Raw genomic sequence first — 24,114 nt, forward strand, 5'->3', positions numbered from 1 at the left:
TTATGAAAAAGTTAATATATAGTTTAGTTACAGTGCTTGTATTTGCAGCTGTAGCCTGTACTACAGGAAGTAAATCGGAGCCTGTTAAAGAAGAAGGCCCTAAAAAGGCAGTAGTTTACCAAGTGTTTACACGCTTGTTTGGTAACCAAAATACCACCAACAAACCTTGGGGTACCATTGAAGAAAATGGGATAGGTAAATTCAATGACTTTACGGATAAAGCACTTCAGGAAATTAAAGACCTAGGGGTTACACACCTTTGGTATACTGGCGTGCCGCATCATGCCACCATTACGGATTATACCAAGTACGGAATTTCAAACGACGATCCGGATGTGGTTAAGGGTAGAGCGGGTTCGCCATACGCGGTTAAAGATTACTATCAAGTAGATCCGGATATGGCTGTGGATCCAGCTAAGCGCATGGAAGAGTTTAAAGCCTTAATTGACCGTACGCATAAACACGGAATGAAGGTGATTATCGATATTGTTCCCAATCATGTGGCCCGTAAATACGAGGGAAAGAATAACCCAGAAGGGGTTAGAGATTTTGGTGCTGATGATGATTCTTCGGTAGAATATGCAAAGAATAATAATTTCTACTACGTACCGGGTGCATCTTTTAAAGTGCCTGAAGCATTGGATGGATACAAACCTTTAGGAGGAGAAAAACATCCTTTATCGGATGCTAAGTTTGATGAGAATCCTGCAAAGTGGACTGGTAATGGTTCGCGCTTAGCACAGCCACATCATTACGATTGGTACGAAACCGTAAAAATTAATTACGGCGTTCAACCTGATGGGACTTATGATTTTGCAGAATTACCAGAGGGATACGATAAAAAGAACCATGCAGAACATATGGCATTTTGGCAAGATAAAGATGTGCCTGACTCATGGAAGAAATTTACAGATATTGCTTTATTTTGGATAGAAATGGGTGTTGATGGTTTCCGTTACGATATGGCTGAAATGGTTCCTGTTGAATTTTGGAGTTACATTAACTCATCTATTAAGGTTAAAAAACCGGATGCCTTTTTAATGGCAGAGGTATACCAACCGCATCTTTACAGAGATTATATCCTAAAGGGTAAAATGGATTACCTATATGATAAAGTAGATTTATATGATACCCTAAAGCACATTATGCAAGGGCATGGTTCAACAGATAACATTGCACCAATACAAAAATCATATACTGATATTGAGCATAACTTATTGCACTTTTTAGAGAACCATGATGAGCAGCGTATTGCAGCCCCTGAATTTGCAGGAGATGCTAAAAAAGGAATGCCTGCCATGGTAGTTTCGGCAACTTTGAGTACGTCGCCTACTATGATTTATTTCGGACAGGAAGTTGGGGAGCCAGCAGCTGAAGATGCTGGTTTTGGAACCCATTCTAGAACCACCATATTTGATTATTTTGGCGTGCCAAATCACCAAAAGTGGATGAATAATGGCCAATTTGATGGCGGACAACTTAATGCTGAAGAGAAGGAATTGCGTGACTTTTACAAGCGCTTACTAAACTTCACTATTAATAGCGATGCCCTAATGGGTGAATACGCCGATATACACGCCTACAATCGCGAGAATACAAAAAACTATACCAATAAAGTACATTCCTTTGTTCGTTGGAAGGGAGCAGAGAAACTAATTGTTGTTTCTAATTTTAGCGATGCGGATGTATTTACTTTCGATTTGCAGTTGCCTAAATCTATACAAGCAAAAATGGGTTTAAAAGAGGGGAATCATAAAATTGTAGATCAGTTATACGGCACCGAAGCTATGACGTTAGAAATTAATGATGGCATTGCTAAAGTACCCGTTCAAATAGAACCGCTACAATCCTATATATTTAAGATTGAGTAAGGTAAAATATCCCATACAATACATATTGAATCCGATGTTTTCATAACATCGGATTTTTTATTGCCATAAGCAATATTTTAATATTGGAGAAGGCTGTAGTTTAAAATAGGCTGATAATATAGAGACCGTATAGTTTAGTTCTGCCTCAGCTGTTAAGTAAGCACTTGCGCAGCTATCCTTTAGCGAGATTGGGAAGCTAAGAGCTTTGCTCGAAGATCGCCCAACCGAGGTTAAGGAATAGCAAGGAAGAGTTTTCTTAACAGATGCAGCAGCGGCTTTCTTTGTTTACTTTCTTCTGCTGATGGAAGAAAGTAAAAGCCCGTCCGGCTTTAGGACAAATCGTCAATTATTAACCTTAATTATATACGAGAGCTTTGGAGAACAATGTTATCTTAAATAATATTACGCATTGGCCTGTTTACCCAAACCTGCCTTTGACGGCAAGGGCAGGTTACTTTATTTCAAAAACTAATCCATATATGTGCTATGTTTGTACGAACAATACCCAATATTGGGCGTTTATTCAACTTAAACGAACAAACACACATATTTGAACATGGCAGGAATTGGTCCTTTATTTTATATTATAGTTGCACTCATATTAATTGGCTTACTAGTAGTTTTACAACCCATTATATCCAACCGAAAGAATAACAAATCAAATAACAAGCCCAAAGGCATTCCCATAAAAGATACCTTAATATTGTATGGTACCCAATCGGGTAACTCGCAATTGGTTGCCACCGAACTTCAGGCAGCTATGGAAAAAAGCGGATATGCGCTTGAGTGTCACAGCATGCTCAATGCAAGTACAGAAAGCATCGAAGGCATCAAGTATTTGTATATTATAATTAGCACCTATGGTGAGGGCGAAATGCCGCCTCAGGCCGAAGACTTCTACAATAGTTTAAAGCAAAAACAAACCGGTAGTTTATCCGCATTAAAATATAGCATTTGTGCTTTGGGCGACAGTAGTTACGATTATTATTGCGAATCGGGCTTGCAGTTCGATAAAGTTCTATCGCACTTGGGGGCAAAAGCCATCAGCACCATTCAAAAGTGCGACGAGGATTTCTCTGAAAGCGCACAGCAGTGGATCAACACCAGTAAAAAGCAGCTGTTAAAACAAGTGGGCAGGAGCTATCTCTCTAACAATTCCGAAGTATCTGTATTGAGTAATAATAAGGCCGAATATACCGCTACCCTAATTGAGCGATCGGTTTTAGCCAACGATTCTGATGAAAATACCATCATACACCTCAGTTTAAAAGCAAACGGCAATTCGTTTCAATATAAAGCAGGCGATACCATTGAGGTGCAGCCCAAAAATCCAGCAAGCATAGTTTCAGCCATCGCCACACAATTAAAGCTTAAGGATGCTAAGGAGCTTCAGGATAAAGAACTCACCAATGTGAGTAAAAACACCTTAGTTGCCTATAGTGTTTTGGGCAAAAATCAACAGCTAAAAGCTTTGTTATCAAAGCCCGAAAAGCTGAAGGCATATCTGCATAAGGCCAATGTGCTCGATTTAATTAACGATTATAAAATCAACGCACCTCTTACAAAAATATTGGGTGTGCTACCATCCCTGCGCAAACGGGTTTATTCCATTGCCAGTAGTCCTTTGGTATCGCCACAGCAAATTGATTTGTGTATAAAAACCATTCGCTATCCCTTTAATAATGCCGCTCACGAAGGGGCTGGTTCAATCTATTTAAACGAAACCACAGCCTTGCAATCAACGCTCAGTTTTACCTTAAAATCGAACCCTAACTTTACACTTACCAAGAGCGATGCTCCTATTATAATGATTGCCACCGGAACTGGTATTGCTCCGTTCCGCTCCTTTATACAAGAATTATCTCAGCGCAATGCCACACGCAGCACTTGGCTCATATGGGGACAAAAGTTTAAGGCCAATTACGCCATGTATCACCACGAGTTTGAACAAATAAAAACCGAGGGTTATAATTTGCAATTCACGCCCTGTTTTTCAAAAGACGAGAGCGAATACAGTTATGTGCAAGAAGCCTTAAAACACCAAAAACAGCACTTGTTGCAATTATTACAACAAGGTGCTATGGTTTATTTGTGTGGATCTCAGGCTATGGCCGCAGGCGTTAGGGATACCTTTAATCAGCTATTAAAAGGTAGTGCAACCCCATCAATTTCTGTTTTAATGAAGTCAGAAAGATGGTTCGAAGATATCTATTAAACCCATATTTGGTATCCATTCAGTTATCAGGTACAAGTGCCAAGTATCTCTTGTATCTATCTGAACTTTTGTTTTAACCCGCAATACGCATTAGAACTTCGTTATCAATATTGAAATAGATTTTATAATGCATATTCCGAGTTAAAAGACTAAAAGGTGTTTTATTTTTACTACACTGATTTTTGTTGGCTTTTTGCTGCTTGTAAATAATTAGTTTTGCCCACACATCATATAGGTTATTGATGTTTAACTAACGTATACTAGCACATTATGGAAAATACCAACACACAATACACCACTTATTTAAATATATTAAAAGAAGAGTTGGTTCCCGCCATGGGATGTACCGAACCCATTGCCATTGCCTATGCAGCAGCCATGGCGCGTAAAGTTTTAGGTGCTTTGCCTGAGCGCATTGAGGTTGAGGTAAGTAGTAATATTATTAAAAACGTAAAAAGTGTTGTTGTACCCAATACGGGCAATTTAAAAGGTATCGAGGCAGCTGCCGTAGCTGGTGTAATTGCCGGAGATTCAGATAAAGTGCTTGAGGTAATTTCAAAAGTTTGCGAAAAGGGAAAAAAGGACATTGCCGCCTATTTACAAAACAAAGAAGTAAAAGTAATTAACTCGCAAAGCGGATTAATATTCGATATCATTGTAACCGTTTTCTCTAATACCGATGAGGCAAGCGTACAAATATCGCACTTCCATACCAACATAGTTAAGGTAACAAAAAACGGAAAAACCCTGGTTGAAAACTTAGGTTGTAATGATACCCCACAGCCCGATAAAACCGACCGTTCGCAAATGACCGTGAAGGGCATTTTCGATTTTGCCCAGGAGCTCAATGTATCCGATGTAAAAGAAATGCTCACCACACAAATCACCTACAATACCGCCATTGCCAACGAAGGCATTAAAGGAAAATGGGGCGCCAACGTAGGCTCGGTATTGTTAAACACCTGGGGTAACGATGTTAAAGTACGCGCCAAAGCCATGGCAGCAGCAGGTTCCGATGCACGTATGAGCGGTTGCGAACTTCCTGTGGTAATTGTTTCAGGCAGCGGAAATCAGGGACTAGCCACCTCTTTACCCGTTATTGAGTATGCCCGCGATTTAAAAGTAGACAACGACAAACTCATGCGCGCCTTAGTATTGGCCAATTTGGTTACCATCCACCAAAAAACAGGCATCGGCCGTTTATCCGCCTATTGCGGAGCCATCTCGGCCGGTATCGGTGCAGGAGCCGGCATTGCCTACCTATTAAGCGGCGAGTACAAAGTAATTAGCCACACCATAGTAAACGCCTTGGCCATAGTTTCAGGTATAGTGTGCGACGGCGCCAAACCATCATGCGCAGGCAAAATAGCCTCGGGCGTTGAAGCCGGAATACTCGGATACCACATGTATAAAGACGGACAACAATTCCTTGCCGGCGATGGTATTGTAGAAAAAGGCGTTGAAAACACCATTAAAAACGTAAGTCGCCTGGGTAGCATCGGCATGCGCGAAACCGATAAAGAAATCATTAAAATGATGCTCGGCGAGTAGTTTAAAAATGTAAAGTTATAAATGGTTTCACAACTTGCTTGTATTACAGCGTTTATAACTTATCATTTACCACCTATAACTTTCTATGGCGCTCATTCCCGCTATCCGATATAGCCTTTATAGCTTGCTTTAAGTGTAGCTAAGCAATACGTGTGCTCCTCTGGTCGCATCCGTTTGCTAAGCTACACTAAAAACAATCCACAAAGGGCTGCCACTCCTATCGGGGCGCAGGTTAGCATAAACCATAAGGCCTATTCCTTTTTGAAACAGCAATCCCAAAGCATACTACTGAACAAAATATTTCACACAAACATGATATTAGTCACAATAATATCAAATGCGCTCCGTTTAAATACGCATAACTCTGTTTGTATAATAGCAAAGTGTAGCAATTAGGCTTTTTTGATACACTTTGTTCATTACAAACTAAAGCCCAGATAAAAAACATACAAAATGAGTATCAAATTTAAAACAACAGAGCGTGCTAACCCAGCAGACAGAACGCAAAAAAAACACTACGCAGCACCTGTAAAAACAGGTAATAAAGATATTGAGGATATTATTCCGGCTATCGAAAAAATGAGTACGGTAAGTGGAGCCGATATATCAGCCGTACTATATAGTTTATTAGATGTTACACCCGATATGTTAGCCGATGGTTATAGTGTTAAATTGGGCGACTTAGGAACATTACGAGTATCCTTTAGTAGCGAAGGTCAAGCTACTCCTGAGGAAGTTACAGTGCATACCATAAAAGGGCAAAAAGTACTATTTACACCCGGCAAAAAGTTGAAAAAAATGCTTGAAAATCTCACTTTTAATAAAGGCTGATAATTAGGCACTTATAAGGGGCTAAAATTCCTTACCTATGGAGTTTTTTTTCCTTACCTATGGAATATTTTTTCCATACCTATGGAAATTTTACGGCATACCTATGGAATTTTAATTCCCTAATTAATAATCATTTTTTTTATACAAGCAGAGTTATAAATTGATACAAGGAGCAAGCCTATTTTTAATAGGTTTGGTTCCTTTTTTTTGTGTAAAGCCATAAATTTATTCTCAATCCAAATGTATTTTATGCCAATTAACATAAAATATTTTTTTACATTCACATCAAATTATGTATTCTCATTGATGCGTATATCACAAAATAAAGTGCGTATGCAGCATATGGGTTAGCTATATGTAGGGAGTGAGGATATCAGAGAGTTCCTAAACATTACAAACAAAATTTAAATACACTTAAACCCAATTATGTACCAAATCAAATTAGTAGTTGATAGCTACGAACGCTGGCTTACAGGTCTGCATTATGAGTATTTCTGCCCCATTGAAGTAGATAAAGCATATTACAGAAAGTTCTTACAAAAGAATTTCCCATATGAAATGGGAGATGCCTACAACTTACATCCTTACACAAATAAACTGCCATTGGTAAAAAGGAGTCAATTGGACGAAAGATTACAACAAGATTGTATGCGCCAAGCGCAATCTGATTTCTACCAAACTACTCCAAAATTTAACGACCTATGCTTAGGTGAATTTGGCGAGAGTGATACTAAAAAAGTAGGCTATTACAATACCCTTGCTATGGCAAGGCATAAGGCAGGTCTCGATTATGGAATTGTTCCCAATTACACTCACAACTACGATAAATACCTTAGCCCTGTTCAGAACATTACTGCCCGCACTACTTACAACAAAATTGGCGGACTGTTTAGTTTAGAGCTTAATAGTTCCGAAAATGATGATTATTTATACGAGTGGCTATTAACAAGCCAAATGCGCCAAGGCAAATTGGTGTTTTACGATGGCGATGGCGACCAAGCCTTTAAAATTGAGTTTTGGGATTGCTTTTGTATAGGTGTGCAAGAAAACATGAGTGCCGAGGGTAACACTGCCATGAAAATGAATGTTCGACTATCGCCTGCCATCACTCGTAACCGCAGTGCAGAACACCAAAAGGTGTGGAAAGTTACCGATATAACACCAACCAATAGAGCCTTCGGACTTAGTTCTGTAAGCGAAGAACCTGCCGAGGCAAAGCAGAAAGATAAATTATTAGTTAAAAAAGTTGAGGGTCCGTTTTTTGAGAATGGGCAAGTTGCCGAAGAAATGATTGAGGGTAATACCTATATCTATAAAGCAACAGAATATACACAAGCAGAAGGAGACAAGCTAGCACTTACCCAATGGGCCGAACAGCTTAGCGATGATGGGCAAATAACAAATATTAGAGGTGCTAAATCATATTTAGATAATGACGGTGTGATTTGTTTTAAATACAAAGCCAAGAAAGCGGAGAAAATAAGGATTTATGCTTACGTAGAAAGTGCTGCTGAGAAAGTAAGCGTTAAAGTTCCAGTAGTTTTGTTCCCTTTTTGCGTGGATAGGTTTAAAGTTCCAGGCCTAAATAATGAGGGCACAAATATTGCCGAAGATTTGACCTATGGTAGAGGGGTTGCAACTAAAACTCCAAATACTGTATATGATTCAGAATCTATAGAGCGATTTAAAAAAGAATATGTTGAAACTGGTTTTGAAATTGATAAACATGCAACATTTGCAAACATCGATCAATTAAAGGAAAATCCATTTGACAAACCATTAGACCATTCAAGCCCCATAGAAGGTTCAGACCATTTTGCAAGTGTTCAACGAGACATTGATGCTCAAAACAATACAAAAATGATGAAAATGGCTGATGATTTTGATAAAGCTAATTATCCTAAAGCTATTTATTCTAAAGAGCGAATTTATAATGCTAAGGCATGGCTCATTAAAGATTGGGTTTTTGAAGCATCAGGTAAAGATGTTAAAGACTACCATGAAGGTAACTTGATGTTTTGGGATACGAGCGATGAAAATATTTTTAAAGCTTTTGAAGATTGGGCAACTGCATGTTATGCTTACGGCGAAATGCAAGGTAACATAAAACGAATGATTGCAAAATTCAAACGTAATGAAGGAGGGATTTACGAAGATCCTGTATTAACAAAAGATATTGCAAACCATAAATCTACCTTGGAATATTGCTCAAATTTAGAAGACTTTATTGCTGAGAAAATAAAAACAAGCAAAGGGAAATTATCAGAAATTATTGAAACTGATGTAGATTATGATTATAACGCAAGAGGAAATCGTGGTAAAACAACAGCAAAAGGGGCAAAGTTTGCAAAACCAACATTTGGTTCTTTTAAAGATACTTTAAAGGGAGAAACTATTGCCTTAAATGATATTTGGGCAACAGAGGTGCACGTGTCAGAAGTTGAATTTGACAATGATAATTACAAAATGAAATATGAAGTAACCCTATGGGATCATTTTGGATTGGACATTACAGATATTGAAGATATACCCAACACAGTGCCATTAGCCAAAGAAGCTTTTGCCGCATGGTTTGCATTGCAACACTTAAGGGGATACAAACCATTTATTACCAAAATAACTTTCAATAAAGAATTTAATGGTAATATAAATGAGGGAAAAATTGAGCGAAATGATAAAAGAGAGGCTCTAAATGCAAAGGAAGTAAAAGAGAGAATTGATAATTTACCAAAATTTAAGTCCTTATAATTAGTAATATGAAGAATTTAACATTTATAGCTTTCATGCTCTTAATGGCATGTACACCTGAAAATACAAAGAATGGTGATATATATCGTTTAGAACACCTTACTCGTTTTGTAAGTATTACTAGTATTTATAGTGTAGATACATATCGTCTTAATGAAATAGTTTTAATAGAACAACAGAAAAATAAACTGAATACTGATGACAGTTTAATAAATAATTATTTATACAATCATAGTTATTTAGCAACCGATTCATTTATTTGCGACTCAAATATGAGGATTGAAAGGTTTTTTATATCATTTTTTAAAAAAACATCTTGTACAGAATATTATATTAACCATAGAGAAGATAAAAAGCACGAAATATATGGTGATGGTACAGGTAGAAACAGAGATTGTAGTGAGGATTGCATAGCATTTTATAGTTATTATCGTTCCGAAGATAATCCAAACATGTGGTATTGTAATTATCCAAAAGATAGGAAAGATACTATATGGACTTGCAGAGAATAGCGTTTAGTTAATACGTGCTCATACACCATAGCTCTGCCATACACAACTTAAAGTTCATAATGTTTTATAATGAAGTACATTTTATTAATGTTCGTTTTAGGTATGTTTACATCCTGTATACCTAATGAAAATAAGGTGGAAAATGATATAATGAGGTTGGAGCATCTCACAAGTATTGATGGCAATAAGACGCTTCGTGAGAAAGTCTTACTCAAGAAGCAAAAAGATTCGCCCCAAACTTATGATAGTCTTATTATAGATTATTTATACAATCATAGTTATTTAGCAACTGATTCATTTGTATGTAATTCTTCCACACGAGTAAAAAAATTCTATATTTTATTTTTTGAAGCCACTTCTTGTACCAAGTATTATATAGATAATAGAGAGGATAAAAAGCACGAAATATATGGTGATGGTACAGGTAGAAATAGAGATTGTAGTGAGGATTGTTTAGCATTTTTTGTTTATTATCGTTCTGTAGACGATCCGAATATGTGGTGTTGTGATTATCCAAAAGATAGGAAAGATACTATATGGACTTGCAGAGAATAGCGTTTAGTAATACGTGCTCATATATAATAGCTCTACCATACGCAACTTAAAGTTCATAATGTTTTATAATGAAGTATATTTTATTAATGTTCGTTTTAGGTATGTTTACATCCTGTATACCTAATGAAAATAAGGTGGAAAATGATATAATGAGGTTGGAGCATCTCACAAGTATTGATGGCAATAAGACGCTATTTGAAAATGTTTTACTTAAGAAGCGTAAAGAACCTCTTTCTACATACGATAGTCTTATATCCGACTATTTGTATAAAAAGAGTTATTTGGCAACCAATTTATTTATCTGCGACACTTCCACTATGGTAAAAAAGTTTTATATATTGTTTTTCGAAGCAACTTCTTGCACCAAGTATTATATAGATAATGGAGAAGATAAAAAGCACGAAATATACGGTGATGGATCAGGCAGAAATGCCGACTGTAGTGAGGATTGCATAGCATTTTATAGTTATTATCGTTCCGAAGATAATCCAAACATGTGGTATTGTAATTATCCAAAAGATAGGAAAGATACTATATGGACTTGCAGATAGTAAGGTTTAGCAATACGTGCTCATACATCATACCTTTCGACTCCATTCAGCGAAGCGAGACGCTTCGCTGTTATCATCAGGCCCCAAATTCACATCTAGGATTGAGGAATTATTAAAGAAGTAGACCTATATAACATTAGGAAAGAATTTAATGGTAATTATAAATGAGGGAAAAATAGAGCGTAATGATAAAAGAGAAAATTGATAATTTACCTGAATTTAAAAGCCTATGAGAATGCTTTGCATAAGGCAGTTGTTGAAGTATCTATTTTACCTTGGGGACAAATAAGAATATCTAATAAAAATGAAAAAGAATCCTTTTTGTGGCAGTACGAGGTTGATATTACTGTACACGATGAGGTAAGAAGAGCGGAATTATATAAAAAATTTACTGAATGGCTTATAAGCTAAGAACATAGTATGCGTAATTGAAGCATTCAATTACTTCTGCATAGCTTTATTCCTCAACTTTTCTTTAACAACGCAGCCAACTTCGCCCTCTCGGTAACAACCGTTACATGAAACGCATCGGGGCTTATATTCCTTATCTTTTTTCCATTTATTTACTAGGTCGGGTTCAAAAAGCAAAGGCCTAGCAATTGAAAAATATTTAATATTGCTTTCATCCAAAATGTTTTGTAAACGATTAAAGTTTCTGTTTCCGCCCATTAATATAATAGGAATAGAAACGGCATTTGCTATTTGTTTGGTGGGCTCTAAAAAATAAGATTGCAACTCGGGTTTGTGAATTTTTGTACGCGCCGGCCCAATACCTTTCCCCGAAGTTTCATTCACACCACTGATCTCTAACATATCGGCACCAGCCTGTTCAAACATTTTAGCTACTTCAATGGCTTCAGTAACAACCAGGCCTTCGCTTTCATCCATATAATCATCATGATTCATTTTTACCATAATGGTAAAGTCGTTGCCAACAGCTTTACGGATACTGGAAATAATTTCAACAGTAATACGTGCTCTGTTTTCAATACATCCCCCATACTCATCCTCTCGTCTGTTACAAAATGGAGTTAGAAACTGGCTTAACAAATACCCATGTGCACTGTGCAATTCAACGGCATCGTAGCCCGCTTTTTTAGCGCGTACCGATGCGTTGGTAAAGCTATCTATTACATGCTGAATATCCTGCTTGCTCATTTCTTTGGGCGTAATTCCGGTAACCCGATTTTTAACAGCAGAGGGGCCAAATAACTCGGCATTCTGAAAATCAGGATGATTGGTTTGTGAACCACCATAGGCCAGTTGAATTGCAATAGGCGTTCCATTAGAGTGCACCTTTTCTACCAATTTGTGGTGTTCATCAATAAAGGTATCATCATAAATTCCCATCATGCCAGGGTTTGGTCTGTCATTTGGGTCAACCATTGAGTAACCTGTAATGATTAATCCAACGCCTCCTTTAGATAACTCTTCATACACCTGATAAAGCTTAGGAGTAATGTGCCCATCTTTATCTGCCATATTCATCCATAATGCTGAACGAATTAAACGATTATTTAAACCTACATTTCTAACCTTCGATGCTTCTAAAATCTTCATAACAACAATCCCTTAAGTTTCTGACGCAAAATTATTGCAACATTTAGTTCTATACAAATAATACAAATCATACATTTGTATTATAATTATAATAGATATGGTGAATTTAGAATGGTACCGTACTTTTAAAGCGGTGTACAACACACAAACAATGACAGCAGCGGCCGAGGCCTTATTCATTTCTCAACCAGGGGTAAGTCTGCATTTAAGTTCCTTAGAAAGTTATGTGGGGTCAAGGCTTTTTGATAGGGTGGCAAAAAAAATGATTCCTACAGAGCAAGGAAAGGTTTTATATAACGCCATTAGCGAGCCATTATCTAAATTAGAAGAGGTAGAAAAGCGCTTTCAGAAAAGTACAGAATTGGAGGTTCCTACAATTAACATTGGGATGTGTTTTGAAACATTTCAGCACATACTCGAAAGGCATCTTCATACCTTAGATTTTAATATAATTAGTAGTTTTTCAGGATATCAGAACTTATTAAGAGACTTAGAGAAGGGCCTTATAGATATTGTTATTACGCCAACAAAAATTGATATTAAAGGTGTAAAGTATGTACCCATTGGCGTTGAAACCATTGTGTTAATAGGAGGTAGGGACATTGATAAAACAGCTTTTACATCTGAAATTAAAAAAAGCAATAATGCTGAGATACTTGCACTTCTGAAGCAAAACAAGTGGTATGGCACATCGAGCGATAATGAGCATTTTAAACGTTTTTGGTTGACCAACTTTAAGGCATTGCCTGATTTTAGAGCAAATTATATAGTTCCTAATTTTAAGTCGATCATTAATAGTTTAAGTTATGGCAGAGGATTAGCTATTGTGCCAGACTTCCTCTGCAGAAACGAAATTGAAAAAGGCAAGCTGCAATTGTTGTGGAAGGGAGCTACTCCCATCACAAATACATTGTATTTTGCCTACCGTAACAAGTCTATATTTGAAGCGCAAGTAAAAGAGGTTCTGAACATATTTCAGTCAGATATGAATAAGAACATTTAAGCCAATGGCCATTAGAAATTACACTAATATTATAATATACTGGGCGTGCCAGTGGGAATGAAAAACCCCAATATCCTAAATAGATAATGGGGCCTTCTGTTTTCTTATTGGTAATTATTTTGTTTTAAGTACTAGGTTTTGCTGATTTACTTTAACATTCCAACCGTCGGTTTGAAAAGTTAGCTTTGTAATATCACTTAACTCAGAACGTGATGTATTCTGTAAGCTCCCGCTTAAGGTTCGCGATTCGCCAGGCAAAAGGTTGATGTAGTTATCATCTAAATAAAAACGAAGTCCCTTAGGTAAATCAATAATTAGTGATTCTAAGCCCATAATAACGTTATCACTGTTGTTGGTGTAGTTTATGGTAAAAGCTTTTTCTTCGCCTTGCATTAAACTTTCGGGCACATTATTGAGCTGAGCCGTAATGTTGTTTTTAGTCCATTTGCGATATTCGCCAAAAAAGCCTCCTGTAACACTTACGCGTTCGTTATTTTCTAGAGCACCAATCATACATGTATATTCGTTGTGCGAAACGAGTTTGTTGTTTTTGTTATACATGTTTAATACCACCAAAAAGTTATGCTCTTTGTTTGCAGTTGGAATAGTCCAATCGAGCTTTCCGATAGTTGCAACCGAATGTGCATCAATAGCTCCATTAAAACTCTTTTCATATACTTTTTCGGCTTTCTGACCTAAGTAAATGGCAACATCTACCTTAAGGTTTTTGTGTTCTTCTAAGGCATCGTTAATAACACTGATGTCTATATCATAGGCTTCTCCCGGAAGTACAATCTGATTTTGTTGCGATGCAGTAACCAATAAGGGTGAAGCTGCTCTTTTAAAGGCGTAATAATGGTTTTTGCAGGTTCCGTATGAGTTAATCATCGACCACGATGTGGCTGGCCAAACATCGTTAAGTGCCCAAAATAAACAACCTGAAACTTTATATCGTGCCAAGCGTGTATTTTCCATTTGGGCCTGCCATCCAATAATATTGTGCATCATTTCAGTATGAATCACCTCTTCCACGGTCTGCGGAATGCCATATACATCGTTTTGCCATTCAGGATAACTTGCCACAGATGAGTTGTGAACAGAAAGCCAGTACTGGTTTTCCTTAAGCGGGAATAGCTGATCCTTATCTAAAAACTTAAGCATATCAGATAGGGGAGGCCACGATTGCTGATACCCTGCCTCGCTACAAAAACGCGCATAATTTTGCGAACGTTCCTGATTATTCACAATACCCATTCCGCCATGCACATTTCCGCCATGCGGCGATGCTTTATGGAATTCTCGGGTGCCATCGTGTTCTTTAATTAATCGGTCTAACTCATTAATTTGTTCCACTCTATCTTTTCTATTGGCATCAAATTCGTTACCTCCGCAATACAATACTAAACTAGGATGGTTGCGCGTTCTGATAATGTTGGTGCGCACAGCCTCCCATGAGGCCGTTTGATCTTGCGAGGGTGCATAACTACCTACCCAGAAATCTTGCCATACCAACAGACCCAGGCTATCGCAAATCTCATAAAAGGTATCTGTTTCGTATAAACCTTCGCCCCAAACACGTAGCATATTAACGTTGGCTTCAGCAGCTGCACGTAGGGTATATTCGTAAATTTCGGGCGATAAATCAAACATGGCATCCATTGGTATTGTGTTCATACCTTGTACAAATATTTTTTGTCCGTTCACTACAAAAGTCCAATCGTACTCGCCATCTTCCAAGTCAGGATCTATTGCATGGTCAAATTGAAGCACTTTTTCTTTAGTCCATTCAGGATCTTCATTTCTAATTTTCTCAATAGTTCTGATCCCAAATTGGTTTATGCTATTGTCAATTACTAAACCTGCTTCGTCACTAATTTGAGTTTTAATTTGATATAAGTTCTGATCGCCATAATGAATAGGCCACCATAATTTTGCTTCATTTATATTGATTTCTTGGCTTTCAGAGAAGTCACTATTGGCCAGGACTGAAGCATTAAAACGACCGGTTTTGACAATGGCTTCAGTAGCTTTTTCAATAATCTGATATTGTACAAACAAGTTTGTTTTGCGCGTTCCTTTATTTGAGAAGTTAAAATCCACTTCGAGCTTTGCTGTATTACTCGAAATGCTTTTTGTTTTAACAAATACATTTTCAATTTTGGCATCTTCCTTTGCAACTAACTTAATGGGCTGCAAAATTCCAATAGGCACAATGTGAGGACCCCAATCCCAACCAAATACACATTTCGATATTAGGTATTCGCCTGCTTGTGGGTTAGATGGTGTAACCCAAGGGCGCTCATGTAAGTCGCCATCTACTCCAGTTGTCCAGTCAAAGAACTTATTGTTTTTAATTTCTTTATTTGAATTTTCAGGAGCGCGTAATCTTAAAATGATATCGTTCAAAGTACCTGCTTCAATGCATTTACTCACATCAATTTTCATTTCTTGATAGTTGCCAACCGTAACGCCACACCAAGTGCCATTAACCCAAACATCGGCTTTGTAGTTGATCATATTACAATCGAGTGTAATGTTTTTACCTTGCCAATCATTAGGTACTTCAATTTGCTTTACAAAGTACCACTCTTTGTCCTCAACCCAGCGAAGGTCTTTTACATTATCTCCAACGTAAGGATCTTTAGCCAAGCCAAGTTCAACCAAATTGTGTTGTACACTTCCGGGTACTTTTACCGTTATGGCTTCCTGTGTTAATGAATCTACTTCGGGAGGTGGAAAGGCCATAAAAATACCCCAAGCAGGACTCCAAGTACCCATTCCAAACTCAAAACTTTTCATGGTCCAATCACCATCAAGCGATATCTCATTATTGAGTTGTTTAAATTCAACGGGTTCTTTATCAATATTGCAACTTACCACCAATATAATGGCAATTAATAAGCTTATCTGTTTCATTTTGTTTATGCTATTTTACTTCTGTTAATTCTAAAACTACACTCGGATTATCTTCGTCAACAGGTATGTTTAGGCCTACTTTCATTAAAAAGTCGCCACTATAGGTCTGTTCATTTTTAATTTGTGATAATGTGTTTGGGAATAGGTTTATCTCATTAACTCGGTATTGCTTGTTGGCATCTAAACCGTTTAGTTTTATAGGCTCTGTTTTGGTATGATAGAGAACGCGTGTATTTACCAAGTAAGAGAACATGATAACGCGGTCTTTTTCCTTAGAAGTGTATAACAATGAGGCCACATCATAATCGTAAGGGTTTTGTAAACGGTATTGATGACCATGCCAAATGATTTCCTTAAAACTACCGTAATTTTTAACGGCTTCTGTGCAAAAGGTAAGTTCATCTTTACTGAGTTCGCTTGCCACTATGTCGAAACCTAGTTTTCCCATACTTGCCACATCAACCTTGTATTTTAAGCTTTGGTTACCCCAATTGGTTACGTGGTTATCTGTTACAATGGAAGGGTAGAAGTATGAGTAATTCCATTGTTGAAATACCCTTTCTAGTGGATCGGTATTATCGCTCACCCAAAACTCAGTGAAATATTGCAAAAAGTTATAGTCCGCTCTTCCGCCACCACCAGCGCAAAGCATCATTGGCACCTTTGGGTATTTGGCTCGTAGGCGCTCTAGTACTTTGTATAGGCCCTTTGTATAATCAATATACAAGTGCGACTGTGGCGTATTTTCTTTGGCTAAATAAGCCGAATGTGCATTGTGGATGATAGAGTTACAATCCCATTTAATGAAAGCCAATTCTGGATTGTCGGTAAATAAACGATCTACCACACCATAAACAAAATCTTGAACTTCAGGATTGGTTAAATCCAAAACCAGCTGATCGCGTTGGTATATCTCCGGACGTTGGCTTTGTTTAATAACCCAGTCTGGGTGATTTTCATACAATTCACTTTCTGGGTTTACCATTTCAGGTTCAATCCAAATACCGAACTTAATGTCTTTTTTGTGGGCTTCTTTAATTAAATAACCAATGCCGTGTGGCAATTTCTTTTTGTTCTCAGTCCAGTCGCCAAGCCCGGCATCATCATTGTTTCGTGGGTATTTATTACCAAACCAGCCATCATCTAATAAAAATAAATCTACACCAATTTCTTGTGCATCTTTAAAAAGCTTGGTGATTTTCTTTTCGTTAAAATCAAAGTAGGTGGCTTCCCAATTATTAAGTAAGGTGAGGCGCTCTCCTTGTCCATCCAGAACTCTGTGTTCGCGAGCCCAATTGTGCATGTTTCTGCTTGCTTCACCAGTTCCGTTGTTGGATAGGGCATAAATTAATGCAGGGGTTTCAAATACCTCCTTAGGTTTTAAATAATACTCAGAGGCATGTGGGTTAATGCCTGCAATTAAGCGCAAGTTATCGTATGAATCTACCTCAAAGTCAATTTTAAAATTGCCGCTCCATGCCAATTGGGCAAGCATTACTTTACCTGTATTTTCTTTCGCTTCATGCCCGAATGATACAATGAAACTTTGGCTTTGTAGCATCACATTTCTTGAGCCCATTTTAGAGTCAAGTGTTTTTATTCCCCGCGTTAATCGCTGGCTATTGGCCTGCATTTCCATTGCCCATTGGTTGTGAAAACTTTTTAGGTAAGGATCTTTATCGGTAAAATATAAATTAGCTGATGCATATTTTTGCATTCTTAAAATACCATCTTCGTTATGAGATATTTCTGTCCACTGTTCAATTAAGTTTTCAGCTTCAAAAACCTTGTAGAATAATTTTACTTCAACAGGATAAACCGGGTCTTTTAAAACAATGGTGTATTGTTTGGCGCCGTTTGTTAGAGGATTGATGGTGTGACTGTCGTATTTTAACTCTAAGGAATTATTACCGTCGCTATGAATCACCTTCAAGGCAGGTTCAGATAAGTTCCATGTTCCAGATGGGGTATATGCTGAGTTGCAGATGCCAATATTTTCATCTGTAAAATCAAACATATTTGAAACATATTTCAATTCATCATTATTGGCTAATCTGTCGCCAAAGTAAGATAAGATTAACCTATTTTCATTATCAGTTTGTAGTAAAAGACTAAAATCTTTTGTGTGGATTGGGATGATAGTTGCATTTATTGTAATGTTACTGAAAACAAGAACTATAATTAGGAGTAATTGCTTTAGTTTACAAACAGAATTCTTATTTGTATTCATAATAGTATTATACTTTTGATTTAATTGTACAATGTGTGTTACATCAGAATCAAAAATAATACCTATTGTAATGCTAACTCGGCTATAAGCTAGCGAATGATTGTAATCTAAAGTGCAAAGCTTATGCTTTCATGAATTTTTATAAACAACATATGAAATAATGAATTTTGTTAAATCAAATTCTGTGATGAAGCGTTAAAAGGAATGTTGCTTGCCTTCTTACTTTGAGAGATTAAAATCGATCTTTTCAAATTCAGTTCCATTTACAATAACCGCCACTTGATGCAAGCCTAAATGGAATTTACGTGTGGTAATTAATTTAAAAGGTTGTTTTCTGTTTATCATGGTTTCTGAATTCGGGGCATAAACCTTTTCGCTAATCTTATATACTTTTTTTGAGAGTGTGCCATTCGCCTTTTGATAATACACCGCATACTCCAAGCGTATTTTTGATTTCGCATTGCTCTTGTTCACCAATTGAAATTGAAACTCTAAATACCCACCAATCTTCACTTCTGGAGTAACAACTTTGAAGTTATTAAATGCTATATGCTCAATACTACCAAATCCAAATAGTGTCATCACTTCAGGGAGGCCTTGCTTTAAAAGCGTGCGACAAGCGTGTTTAATTAAAGCGTCGGTTTCTTTTGTTTTTCCCAGCCAGGCTTTCGCTATTTTAATTATTAATTCAGGATTGTCCTTTGAAATATCGTTTAGGTTGTTAGCCACGCTTAAACGAACAAAGTCAGTATCATCGGTTCTTAAATTCTCTAGAATAGGAAGAATGGGCGAGGGGTCTTTTTTTAAAGTAGGGAGTGCCATGGCCCATGGTAAACGTGGTCGGCACCCTTCAGTAGCCAAACGTCTAACAAAGGGGTTTTCGTTCTTCGACCATTGTAACATCTGCTTAAGCATTCTATCCTGATCATTAATAATGAAAGGCCTAACTGCAAATTCGCAACTAATAAAAGTTGTTATCTTTTCAAAAGCTTTCATCGATAAGTCAAAATCATTGATGCCATATATCTCGATAAAATCAGGAAGAAAAATATAAGCCAAACGATGTGCTTCATTCTGATCAAGTAGGGGAATGATATCGGTAAGCAAATTGGCGTTTGCTTTAAAGTTATTAGGCAAATGCTTTCCAAGTGTTAATGTAGTATGACGCATGCGCTGTTTTAATTCCATATTTTCCCACTCTTTTGTGAAAATATCCTTTTTGAAAGCATTGCTATTGAAGGTTGGAGATAGTTTTTTTACTGCATTGGTAAAGTCGTTAAATAAATCTTTTGTGTAGATGTTTTTAAAAAGCTCAGCCATAATTTGAGATTAAATTGTAAGATATATCACATAGGATACTTGTGGAATTTAGTTTAAAGTTACAGCAAAAAAGAGGGAATATCCTAATGAATATTCCCTTTGTATTATTATAATGAGCTTTTAATTTTTATTCAATAAACTCTAAATAGTTTTTGCATTGGTATTTATAAGTCCATTTCGTATCCTTATATAAGTTATCGGGTTTACACACAACTAACTTATTAATTTGGCTGACTAAATCACCTTCGCAATTATAGAAGAGACCATTATCTCTAAAGTCGTTAAATTGCTTAAAAAAAGAATCCATTATTAAGGGCTTATTAAAGCCAAAAGCCAAGTTAAATGAACCTGATATTTTATCTTGATACGTTTTAGAAGTTGAATGGTCGGTATGAATGAGTGGTAAAACAAAATCACTCATTTTCATGTATGTATCAAAAGTATTTGGGTTGATGTATTTGTCCCAGAAAATACAATTGTTATTTGCATCGTATTTCTCAAATTCTTTTCTAATATCCTGACCATGGTCATTCTTAAAAATGCTTTGCCCAAGAAAGATGAGTTTGATGTTTTTATTTAACGTGCCATTTTTAAACGAATGAAGTAGTGTATTATAATCTCTTCGGTTTTGTTGCATTTTACCAGGTATCGCAATCCAAATTTCCTCACTTGCTTTTTTAATATTTAAAAGTATAGAGTCTTGAAAAAATATGGGGTAGTATGAGTTTGTTTTTACATTTGGTTTAACAAAGCTATCGATGCCATTTAATAAATAGTCATTTAAAAATAGGTAACCATTCACCTTTCTATTGTTCTTTCTTAGCAACTCATTTCTATCATGCACAATGCCAAAATACTTCCGTTTGCGCGAAGCTATATTTAATAACCGTTTGGCACTTGGGTGGTGTATTGAATTAAAAACACATCGGCTGATGTTATGCTTTCGTAAAAATTGAACGATTTTGATATAGCCAATTCCCCACTGATTACTTCCTAAAAAAAGTACATCATCTATTTTATTCCAATAGGTGATTCTATCTTTAAGTCTGTAATTACAAATTAAAAAAACCTTGTTTTTTTTCGATGTTTTTAAAAAATCAACTTGTGAGTGCAAGCATTCATCATGAAAGCCATTAAACTCTATTAATGCGGTGTTCATTTTCTTGAGGGAATATTATTTTATTTTGATACCATTAGTACGCACGGTTATTAAAAAGGTTTGTATTGTTAGGGCTTACAATTATAATAAGTAAAAATATAATAAGGGTTTGTATGATAGGAAAACCCAGATAGGAAAGCGAATATTATAATCCACTAATTGCTTAAACCCTTAATTTTACTTGTTCTAGAGTAGCTTGGTCCCCAGTAATCATACTTCTTTTGTCTGCACGAGTAAAACAGCTATTAAAAACTAGTTTAATGTGTTTTTCGAGTCTCATTTATCAATATTATAGTTTGTATGCTTTTTTTAAACATAAAATTTGATATTTACGATCTGAAATATTATTGCTTTCAAACTAGTATCATAACGATTAATGGTATACAGAATATCCCATAGTTTGGTATAGAGAGGAGGGGAGGGTATGACTTAGATGTGCTTAATTATGATGAAGCCTATGAAAAATACCATAATCGATAATATGCAAAGAACTTGTTTCTTTTGTTCCCAAATTATTGAGGGCGAAAAAAAATTAGAGGTTCATGCACTTTAAGTTTATTATTTCAATTTGTTGCTTGTCAATATTTATTATTCGGTGATTACTGATGGCTATTCTGTGGGTGTACTGGCATAGGTATTCAATAATCTGCGAAGTATTGTAAAATGTTTGCTTACAATAGGTAGTCTATTTCTGAGTCGTCCTAAATAAGATGCATCATATCAACCACAATATCAGCGCTAAAGCAACTGGAATAAAGGCAATTAGCTTTATCCAAGTTCCAGTGGCCTTTTTTAATTTTACTCGATTTATTATAGTTATTATACCAGCTGCTATACACACAATCAGTTTTTGTATAAATAGAAAACCATATTTCATTGCGTTCCCAGCAGCATCTCCATGATAACCTGCTGTGTCGAAATAGATCACTAAAGCGAAGAAGTATATTATGATATAAACAATAGTATTTCTTTGTATTGACTTATTTGAAGACATTGTATTAAAATTGATAAATAATAACCACCAAAGATAGGAATAGTTATAGAATCTTTTCATAATATAAAATATATACGCACTACTTTTTTTTGATGTCGTCGGGGTTAATTCGGATTGGTTTGCGTGATTGTAACTCCACATAATACCTTTTGAAATACCATCTCGTAAAGTTTTTTAAGTAATGTTTAATATTACCACTCATACGGAATTAAGTAGCACAGAATTATTGAAAGAAAGTTGGTGTTCAAGAATTTCAAATAAGAATTTATAAATTGCGCGATGTCGATTTCTAATATATTATCCGAAACTTTTGTTTCAGCTCGTGAAAAGAATAAATTTATAGCCTAAACAAAACTTCTGCTCTGTTAAGTTTTGGTTGTTTTAGCTTTTCAAACCGTTTAGAGTTTTATTTAGTCAATATTGTGGTACATTACCACACAATACAAAAGTGCTAGCATGTAATAAGTTTAATTATAAAAAATGACAATAAAACTTTCAATAATTATAGGGATCACACTTTTCATATTTACCTCATGTCGACAAAATATAGAGCGTGAAATAACTAATTATAAATATCTTAACGTTAAGAAATCAGATACTTTAGCAAAACCTATTTTGTTTGCTATTACCGACGAGGAGTTTTTGCAATACGGTTCGAGAGTAGCTTATGTGAATGAAAATAGAGATACTATTATACCCTTTGGGAAATACGCATATTTCGGATCAGACTCTTTAGAATACATTGCTAATGTACTTGAACATCCAAACGATACAACTTGGGGTAGACAAATAGCTATAGATAGAAATCAAAATGTTTTATTTGACATAGTTATTTTTGATAATGGACCTGAGTCATTTAATGAAGGACTATTAAGAGTGATTCGGAATGGTAAAATGGGATATGCGAATAGATATGGTCAGATTATAATTCCATGCATCTATGACTATGCTAAATGGTTTGAGAATGGATTGGCAGAAGTTACTTTTAAAGCAACGGAATATTTTGATATGGATGAACATAGAAGAGTAGAGAGCAATGAATGGTTCATAATTAATAAAAAAGGGAACAGAATTAAATAAAAAACGATACCACAATTAATATCTGATTTCTATCTGACATCGAAGTATTTCCCCAATAGTTCCAAATAGATTTGCGCCAATTTGTATGTAGGCTCCTGCATTAGATCGGCCAATATAACTAGCAATATTAATATCATAGTATGTAATGCCCTTATTCATATTTGAATTCTCGATAAAGGTCCCAGCTGCTACGTTTACACCTTTGCCCAATAAATTTCCTCCTGGTATTGCTGATGTAAAATTAAAATTCATGGCAGCGGCATGCCAATCTCCATTATGTTTAATCAATTGTGATGCATATTCCCCTGCCATGCACAGTAATGTTTATGGTCTTATTAAAAATTTTGTAAGTAGTTTTGAGTTGTATATTCTTTTTAATAGGTAAAAAGCGACTAATTCAAGAATAAGTGTAATAAATAACATTATAATCCACTCAATAGAACAACTATTTACGAATACAATCTTTATATTTCTTACTAAATCGAGCCCTATTAGGGATGGTAAAAATTTTAAAAAATAATCTTTCATCTTTTTGGAACGTAACCCCAATCCGATGCACAAAACAGAATAGTATATATTCATTACTATATTGAGTAAAAAAAATAAACAAATAATAAAGCCAGGGATATAACCTATAGGATAGAATATTTCATGCAAATTATTTAAATTTCTTATGAAGTAAGCAATATTATTCAATACCTCATTGGTTAAGTAAATAGTTAAACTAAATGTAAATATGGTATTAAATATTTTTGTCTTTAAATATTTGCCTTTATCAAGCTTAGCTGATTGATATACAAAAGGGAATATAAATACTAAGTATATAAGAATCAATATCTTCATTTTCTAACTTTTTCTTTATGTCTAATTTGTTCGCTATGATATATTTCTATTAATTCATTATTCATAGCATCTAACGTTGACTTTAATATTTGTATAGACCCAGATTCAAGAACCTAGCGCAACAAATTAATATTTTAAATTTGTTGTTATGAATGGAAAAAACTACACACGTCTC

Annotated in this window: 17 protein-coding genes and 1 pseudogene; 11 read left to right on the forward strand and 7 right to left on the reverse strand. The window is 35.8% G+C overall.

The annotated features are described in order from the left end of the window. Positions 1-2 precede the first annotated feature (2 nt). From QMO11_RS17265 to QMO11_RS17305, 9 genes are all read left to right on the forward strand, one after another. A complete protein-coding gene (locus QMO11_RS17265) occupies positions 3-1,871 on the forward strand; it encodes an alpha-amylase family glycosyl hydrolase (protein WP_282038716.1) in 1,869 nt (622 codons plus the stop codon). Positions 1,872-2,427: 556 nt separating this feature from the next. Continuing rightward, complete coding sequence (locus QMO11_RS17270) at positions 2,428-4,086, forward strand: sulfite reductase flavoprotein subunit alpha (protein WP_282038718.1); 1,659 nt, start codon at positions 2,428-2,430, stop codon at positions 4,084-4,086. A 270-nt stretch (positions 4,087-4,356) separates the two neighbouring features. Then, positions 4,357-5,637 (forward strand): L-cysteine desulfidase family protein, encoded by a 1,281-nt coding sequence (locus tag QMO11_RS17275; RefSeq protein ID WP_075602977.1) that lies wholly within the window; start codon positions 4,357-4,359, stop codon positions 5,635-5,637. Between the two features lie 453 nt (positions 5,638-6,090). After that, positions 6,091-6,468, forward strand: a complete 378-nt coding sequence (locus tag QMO11_RS17280) for an HU family DNA-binding protein (RefSeq protein WP_282038721.1) — start codon at positions 6,091-6,093, stop codon at positions 6,466-6,468. A gap of 426 nt (positions 6,469-6,894) precedes the next feature. Further along, on the forward strand, positions 6,895-9,216 hold the full coding sequence (locus QMO11_RS17285) for a DUF3289 family protein (RefSeq protein ID WP_282038723.1): 2,322 nt from the start codon (positions 6,895-6,897) through the stop codon (positions 9,214-9,216). Between the two features lie 8 nt (positions 9,217-9,224). Then, positions 9,225-9,728 (forward strand): hypothetical protein, encoded by a 504-nt coding sequence (locus QMO11_RS17290; RefSeq protein ID WP_282038724.1) that lies wholly within the window; start codon positions 9,225-9,227, stop codon positions 9,726-9,728. Between the two features lie 69 nt (positions 9,729-9,797). Beyond that, positions 9,798-10,283 (forward strand): hypothetical protein, encoded by a 486-nt coding sequence (locus tag QMO11_RS17295; protein WP_282038726.1) that lies wholly within the window; start codon positions 9,798-9,800, stop codon positions 10,281-10,283. Positions 10,284-10,351: 68 nt separating this feature from the next. Beyond that, positions 10,352-10,834 (forward strand): hypothetical protein, encoded by a 483-nt coding sequence (locus QMO11_RS17300; protein ID WP_282038728.1) that lies wholly within the window; start codon positions 10,352-10,354, stop codon positions 10,832-10,834. A 201-nt stretch (positions 10,835-11,035) separates the two neighbouring features. After that, positions 11,036-11,245, forward strand: coding sequence for a hypothetical protein (locus QMO11_RS17305; RefSeq protein ID WP_282038730.1), 210 nt, complete (start codon positions 11,036-11,038; stop codon positions 11,243-11,245). Positions 11,246-11,275: 30 nt separating this feature from the next. Here the strand turns inward: QMO11_RS17305 and QMO11_RS17310 are convergent, their stop codons facing one another. After that, a complete protein-coding gene (locus QMO11_RS17310; protein ID WP_282038732.1) occupies positions 11,276-12,394 on the reverse strand; it encodes an NADH:flavin oxidoreductase in 1,119 nt (372 codons plus the stop codon). 97 nt (positions 12,395-12,491) lie between these two features. Between QMO11_RS17310 and QMO11_RS17315 the strand changes: the two genes are divergently transcribed. Beyond that, positions 12,492-13,397 (forward strand): LysR family transcriptional regulator, encoded by a 906-nt coding sequence (locus QMO11_RS17315; protein WP_282038734.1) that lies wholly within the window; start codon positions 12,492-12,494, stop codon positions 13,395-13,397. Positions 13,398-13,511: 114 nt separating this feature from the next. Here the strand turns inward: QMO11_RS17315 and QMO11_RS17320 are convergent, their stop codons facing one another. From QMO11_RS17320 to QMO11_RS21965, 5 genes and pseudogenes are all read right to left on the reverse strand, one after another. Further along, the gene (locus QMO11_RS17320) at positions 13,512-16,313 is read right to left on the reverse strand and encodes a glycoside hydrolase family 2 protein (RefSeq protein ID WP_282038735.1); all 2,802 of its coding nucleotides are present in this window, start codon (positions 16,311-16,313) and stop codon (positions 13,512-13,514) included. A gap of 10 nt (positions 16,314-16,323) precedes the next feature. Then, entirely contained in the window at positions 16,324-18,543 is a 2,220-nt protein-coding gene (locus QMO11_RS17325) for an alpha-galactosidase (RefSeq protein ID WP_282038737.1), read from the reverse strand. 219 nt (positions 18,544-18,762) lie between these two features. Continuing rightward, positions 18,763-19,863, reverse strand: coding sequence for a DNA alkylation repair protein (locus tag QMO11_RS17330; protein ID WP_282038739.1), 1,101 nt, complete (start codon positions 19,861-19,863; stop codon positions 18,763-18,765). Positions 19,864-19,990: 127 nt separating this feature from the next. Then, positions 19,991-21,022, reverse strand: coding sequence for a hypothetical protein (locus QMO11_RS17335; RefSeq protein ID WP_282038741.1), 1,032 nt, complete (start codon positions 21,020-21,022; stop codon positions 19,991-19,993). A gap of 532 nt (positions 21,023-21,554) precedes the next feature. Beyond that, a pseudogene (locus QMO11_RS21965) lies at positions 21,555-21,689 on the reverse strand (transposase); the annotation flags it as partial. A gap of 942 nt (positions 21,690-22,631) precedes the next feature. Between QMO11_RS21965 and QMO11_RS17340 the strand changes: the two are divergent. Further along, entirely contained in the window at positions 22,632-23,096 is a 465-nt protein-coding gene (locus QMO11_RS17340; protein ID WP_282038743.1) for a WG repeat-containing protein, read from the forward strand. A 15-nt stretch (positions 23,097-23,111) separates the two neighbouring features. Here the strand turns inward: QMO11_RS17340 and QMO11_RS17345 are convergent, their stop codons facing one another. Then, complete coding sequence (locus QMO11_RS17345; protein WP_282038745.1) at positions 23,112-23,408, reverse strand: hypothetical protein; 297 nt, start codon at positions 23,406-23,408, stop codon at positions 23,112-23,114. Positions 23,409-24,114 lie beyond the last annotated feature (706 nt).

This window comes from Saccharicrinis aurantiacus, assembly GCF_947489045.1.
Taxonomy (GTDB): Bacteria; Bacteroidota; Bacteroidia; order Bacteroidales; family Marinilabiliaceae; genus Saccharicrinis; species Saccharicrinis aurantiacus.